General features: G+C 70.7%; 3 protein-coding genes. All 3 read left to right on the top strand.

The window, feature by feature from the left end; translation table 11 throughout:
- The coding region (locus tag IH45_RS01000000144365) for an AAA family ATPase (RefSeq protein WP_394298726.1) at window positions 1-1,942 on the top strand (1,942 nt) is incomplete at its 5' end.
- Window positions 1,943-2,222: 280 nt separating this feature from the next.
- On the top strand, window positions 2,223-4,274 hold the full coding sequence (locus tag IH45_RS0134125; protein ID WP_030677686.1) for an APC family permease: 2,052 nt from the start codon (window positions 2,223-2,225) through the stop codon (window positions 4,272-4,274).
- Between the two features lie 202 nt (window positions 4,275-4,476).
- Window positions 4,477-5,805, top strand: a complete 1,329-nt coding sequence (locus IH45_RS0134120) for a class I SAM-dependent RNA methyltransferase (RefSeq protein ID WP_030677683.1) — start codon at window positions 4,477-4,479, stop codon at window positions 5,803-5,805.
- Window positions 5,806-6,000 lie beyond the last annotated feature (195 nt).

Here is a 6,000-nt window from a genome sequence, read left to right as displayed (position 1 = left end):
CTCCGAGAACAGCTCGGAGAGGATGCGCGGGATCGGCTCCGGCCGGGGCGCCCCGGCGAACGCAGGGCACAAGCGCGAGGGGGCGGCGGTCGGGTTTCTGGGGGAGGCGGGGTTGTACGTTCCGGAAGGGGGCTCGGAAGCGTTTTCCGTGGATGTGTCCTCCATGGTTGCGCCTCCCGTGGATGTGTCCTCCATGGATGCGTCCGCCGCCGGCCCGGTCCTCCTTTCCGGTCTCGGCGACTACCTCATGGCCGAGCTGGCCGAGCTTGCCGGTTCGGCCGAACCGACCGACTCGGACCCGCCCGCCGCCGCTCGTGCCCGCCTTGGCCTCCGCCCCCGCTTCGCCACCAGCGCCGCCGCCCGCGACCTGCTCGCCGGATTCCGGCAGGCCCTCGGCGGGCCGGACGCGCCCGCCGTCCAGGAGTTCGCCGCGGACCTGCGCGCCCTCGACGGGGACCTGGCCGCCCGCCACCAGCTCGTCACCGCCTGGCTCGGCGCGTACACCGAGGCGCGCGGCACCGCGCCGGACGCGCTGCCCGAGGCCGCCGCGATCGAGGTCTGCGGCCCGGCCCTGGACCGGCGCGAGCTGACCGCGGCCACCGCCGCCGACGTACCCGGCCTGCTCGGCAGCCACCCGCGGATCGCCGCCGGCGGCACCCTCCCCGTACGGCTGGACGAGCTGCTGACCCGGACCGCGACATTCCGCCGTACCCGCGTCCCGGCGCACCGCGCGTACACCCGCCGCCGCGCCGAGTTGCTGGCCGCCGAGCGAGACCGGCTCCGCCTGGACACGTACCGGCCCGAGGTCATGTCCGGCTTCGTCCGCAACCGCCTGATCGATGAGGTCTACCTGCCGCTGATCGGTGAGAACTTCGCCAAGCAGCTGGGCACGGCCGCGGGGCCGGGCGCCGCGGGCGAGGGGCGCCGTACCGACAGCCAGGGCCTGCTCCTGCTGCTGTCGCCGCCCGGCTACGGCAAGACGACGCTCATGGAGTACGTGGCGGCCCGCCTCGGCCTCCTCCTGGTCACGGTGAGCGGCCCGGCCCTCGGCCACCGCACCACCTCCCTCGACCCGGCCGCCGCCCCCGACGCCGCCGCCCGCCGCGAGGTCGAGAAGATCTCGTTCGCGCTGGAGGCCGGCAGCAACGTCCTCCTCCACCTGGACGACATCCAGCACACCTCCCCGGAACTGCTCCAGAAGTTCATCCCGCTGTGCGACGCGCAGCGGCGGATGGACGGCGTCCGGGACGGCGAGGCCCGTACGTACGACCTGCGCGGCAAGCGCTTCGCCGTGTGCATGGCGGGCAACCCGTACACCGAGTCGGGCCGGCGCTTCCGGCTGCCGGACATGCTCGCCAACCGCGCGGACGTATGGAACCTCGGTGACGTCCTCAGCGGCAAGGAAGCCCTCTTCGCCCACTCGCACATCGAGAACGCGCTCCCGGCCAACCCCGTCCTCGCCCCGCTCGCCGCCCGCGACCGCGCCGACCTCGACCTGCTGGTCCGGATGGCCGAGGGCGACGACTCCGTACGCGCCGACCGGCTCACCCACTCCTACGGCACGGCCGAACTGCGCGAGATCGTCTCCGTACTGCGGGGACTGCTCCGGGTCCGCGAGGTGGCGCTGACCGTCAACCGCGCCTACATCGCCTCCGCGGCTCAGGCGGACGCCACCCGCACCGAGCCGCCGTTCCTCCTCCAGGGGTCGTACCGCAACACCAACAAGATGGCGGCGCGCCTGGTCCCCGTGATGAACGACGCGGAGCTGGCCGCGCTCGTCGACGACCACTACCGGGGTGAGGCGCAGACCCTCACCACCGGCGCCGAGGCGAATCTGCTGAAGCTGGCCGAGCTGCGCGGGCGCCTCGGCCCGGAGGCGGCGCGGCGCTGGGCCGAGGTGAAAAAGATGTGGAGAACGAGCGGGGCCGAAGTGATCACATGAGGTGATCGAGAAGACGTGAGCGACCCGGCCCGTTAAGAAAGCGTAGAAATCCCTCGGCCCCGAACAGCGCTCTTCACGCGGGCAGGGAAAACGCCCGGCGTTAAGGAGTCGTAGGGAAGAAGAAGGACCCGAAGGGCATCGGCCCGCGCTGTGCAGGGACGATGAAACCGCTGGTGGCCGTGGTGGCCGCGAAAAGCGGTCGCGGCATACGGGCTCATCGCCGCCGCCCGCACGGGTGGCGGGTGGGCGACCGCCTTGACGAAGGCTTAGCATCCTCTGCGTGTCCAAACTGACCGACGTGCCCAAACGGATCCTTATCGGGCGCGCACTGCGCAGCGACAAGCTCGGAGAGACCCTTCTCCCCAAGCGCATCGCGCTCCCCGTGTTCGCCTCCGACCCGCTCTCGTCCGTGGCCTACGCCCCGGGCGAGGTGCTGCTCGTCCTGTCCGTCGCGGGCGTGTCGGCGTACCACTTCAGCCCCTGGATCGCGGTCGCGGTCGTGGTGCTGATGTTCACGGTCGTGGCGTCCTACCGGCAGAACGTGCACGCCTACCCGAGCGGCGGCGGCGACTACGAGGTCGCCAACACCAACCTCGGGCCCAAGGCCGGGCTGACCGTCGCCAGCGCCCTGCTGGTCGACTACGTCCTGACCGTCGCCGTCTCCATCTCCTCCGGGGTGGAGAACCTGGGCTCGGCGATCCCGTTCGTCACCGAACACAAGACGCTCTGCGCGATCGCCATGATCGTGCTGCTGACGCTGATGAACCTGCGCGGCGTCAAGGAGTCCGGCAAGCTCTTCGCGATCCCGACGTACATCTTCGTCGCCGGCGTCTTCATCATGATCATCTGGGGCCTGGTGCGCGGCCTGGTCATGGGCGACACCATGAAGGCGCCCACCGCCGACTTCACCATCCACGCCGAACAGGGCGGCCTCGCCGGCTTCGCCCTCGTCTTCCTCCTGCTGCGCGCCTTCTCCTCCGGCTGCGCCGCGCTCACCGGCGTCGAGGCGATCTCCAACGGCGTCCCCGCCTTCCGCAAGCCCAAGTCCAAGAACGCCGCCACCACCCTGGCCCTCATGGGCGGCCTGGCCGTCACCATGTTCTGCGGCATCATCGGCCTGGCCATGGCCACCGACGTGAAGATGGCGGAGACCCCGGCCACGGACCTGCTGCACAACGGCGTCCCGGTCGGCTCCGGCTACACCCAGAACCCGGTCATCTCGCAGGTCGCCGCCGCGGTCTTCGGCGACGGCACGTTCTTCTTCGTCGTGCTCGCCGCCGCCACGGCCCTGGTCCTCTTCCTCGCCGCGAACACCGCGTACAACGGCTTCCCGCTGCTCGGCTCGATCCTCGCCCAGGACCGCTACCTGCCGCGCCAGCTGCACACCCGCGGCGACCGGCTGGCCTTCTCCAACGGCATCGTGCTGCTGGCCGGCGCGGCCATCGTCCTCACCTACATCTACGGCGCGGACTCCACCCGCCTGATCCAGCTCTACATCGTCGGCGTCTTCGTCTCCTTCACGCTCAGCCAGGTCGGCATGGTCCGCCACTGGAACCGCCACCTGCGCACCGAGAAGGACCAGGCCAAGCGCCGCCGGATGCACCGCTCCCGCGCGATCAACGCCTTCGGCGCCACCCTCACCGGCCTGGTGCTGGTCGTCGTCCTGCTGACGAAGTTCAGCCACGGTGCCTGGGTCGCCGTCCTCGGCATGGTCATCTTCTACGCCACCATGACCGCGATCCGCCGCCACTACGACCGGGTCGCCGAGGAGATCGCCGCCGAGGACGTACCGGGCGACGAGGCGGTACGCCCGTCCCGCGTCCACTCCATCGTCCTCGTCTCCAAGGTCCACAAGCCCACGCTGCGCGCCCTCAGCTACGCCAAGCTGATGCGCTCGGACACCCTGGAGGCGGTCAGCGTCGACGTGGACCCCGCCGAGACCAAGGCCCTCAAGGCCGAATGGGAACGCCGCAACCTCGACGTCCCCCTGAAGGTCCTCGCCTCCCCGTACCGCGAGATCACCCGCCCGATCATCGACTACGTGAAGTCCCTGCGCCGCGAGAGCCCGCGCGACGCCGTCTCCGTCTACATCCCCGAGTACGTCGTCGGCCACTGGTACGAACACCTCCTCCACAACCAGAGCGCCCTCCGTCTCAAGGGCCGCCTCCTGTTCACCCCCGGCGTGATGGTCACCTCCGTCCCCTGGCAGCTCGACTCCTCCGAAGCCGCCAAGCGCCGCGCCCGCAAGCGCGCGGAGTGGAACGCGCCGGGCGCGGTGCGGCGGGGGCCGGTGGCGCAGCCGAAGAAGGAGAAGGCGGCTACGCGGAAGTGACGGAGAAGGCGGCTACGCGGAAGTAGCGCGCGTCCGTATCGCCTGTGGGTCCGGCCCCGCCGCTCGGCGGAGCCGGACCTTCGCGCTGCCCCGCCCGGCGGATTCGAACCGGGCCGCGTCGCCCCGTAGACTTGCAGGTCGGCATCGCGCCTCCACCCCCTTCGCCCGTCCTCCCTCCACCCACCCCAGGAGCTCCCCCACCATGCAGACAGAACCCAAGAAGTCGCTGGTAGGCGAGGAGTACGAGGTCGAGGTCGGCCCCGTCGCACACGGCGGCCACTGCATCGCCCGTACGGCCGAGGGCCAGGTCCTGTTCGTACGGCACGCCCTCCCCGGCGAACGCGTCATCGCCCGCGTCACCGACGGCGAGGAAGGCGCCCGCTTCCTCCGCACCGACGCCGTGGAAATCCTCACCCCCTCCAAGGACCGCGTCGAGGCCCCCTGCCCCTTCTCCGGCCCCGGCAAGTGCGGCGGCTGTGACTGGCAGCACGCCGCCCCCGGCGCCCAGCGCCGCCTGAAGGCCGACGTGATCACCGAGCAGCTGTCCCGCCTGGCCGGCCTCACCCCCGAGGAGGCCCGCTGGGACGGCACCGTCGAACCGGCCCCCGGCGACAAGGTTCCCAAGGGCGAGGTCCCGGCCTGGCGCACCCGCGTCCAGTACGCCATCGACGCGGAGGGCCACGTCGGCCTCCGCAAGCACCGCTCCCACGACATCCAGCCCATCGACCACTGCCTGATCGCCGCCCCCGGCGTCTCGGAACTCGGCATCGAAAAGCGCGACTGGCCCCAGATCGCCACGGTCGAGGCCATCGCCGCCACCGGCTCGCACGACCGCCAGGTCGTCCTGACCCCCCGCCCCGGCGGCCGCCTCCCCATCGTCGACCTCGACAAGCCCGTCTCCGTCCTCCGCGTGGGCGAAAAAGACGGCGGCATCCACCGGGTCCACGGCCGCCCCTTCGTCCGCGAACGCGCCGCCGACCGCACCTGGCGCGTAGCCAACAGCGGCTTCTGGCAGGTCCACCCCAAGGCCGCCGACCTCCTGGTCGAGGCCGTCATGCAGGGCCTCATGCCGAAGAAGGGCGACATGGCCCTCGACCTGTACTGCGGGGTCGGGCTCTTCGCGGGGGCACTGGCCGACCGCGTCGGGGAAAAGGGCGCGGTTCTCGGTATCGAGAGCAGCAAGCGGGCGGTGGAGGATGCCCGCCACAATCTGCAGGACCTGGACCGCGTGCGGATCGAGCACGGGAAGGTCGAGCAGATCCTGCCGCGCACGGGGATTTCGGACGTGGACCTGATTGTTCTGGACCCGCCGCGGGCGGGCGCGGGGCGGGGGACGGTTGCTCATCTTGCTTCGCTGGGAGCCCGGCGGATTGCTTATGTGGCGTGTGATCCGGCGGCGCTGGCGCGGGATGTGAAGTACTTCGCGGGGGTGGGGTATGTGCCGCGGAGGATGCGGGCGTTCGATCTTTTTCCGGTTACGCATCATGTGGAGTGTGTGGTGATTCTGGAGAAGGCTGGTAAGGGGGTCTGAACCTGCCCTGCGGTTCTCGACTCGTTGCGTGTCTCCGGAACTGGGGCTACGACTGTCTTGCCTTCGTTCTCAGGTGGACATATGGAGGTCTTCTCCCACGTACGGGAACCGACCCCGTGTCACAACCGGCGATGAGAGTTTTCCTCAGAGCTAGACCAGGCTGCTCTGTCATTGCGCACTATCACCCGTGTGCAG

The sequence above is a fragment of the Streptomyces rimosus subsp. rimosus genome (assembly GCF_000720725.1).
Lineage (GTDB): Bacteria > Actinomycetota > Actinomycetes > Streptomycetales > Streptomycetaceae > Streptomyces > Streptomyces rimosus_A.
The sequence above is the reverse complement of the archived record's forward strand: the minus strand, read 5'-3'. Positions and strand labels throughout refer to the sequence as shown.

Bases quoted from the DNA above. Each gene is read 5' to 3' on its own strand.
- IH45_RS0134120 (WP_030677683.1), top strand. From the start codon at position 4,477: ATGCAGACAGAACCCAAGAAGTCGCTGGTAGGCGAGGAGTACGAGGTC.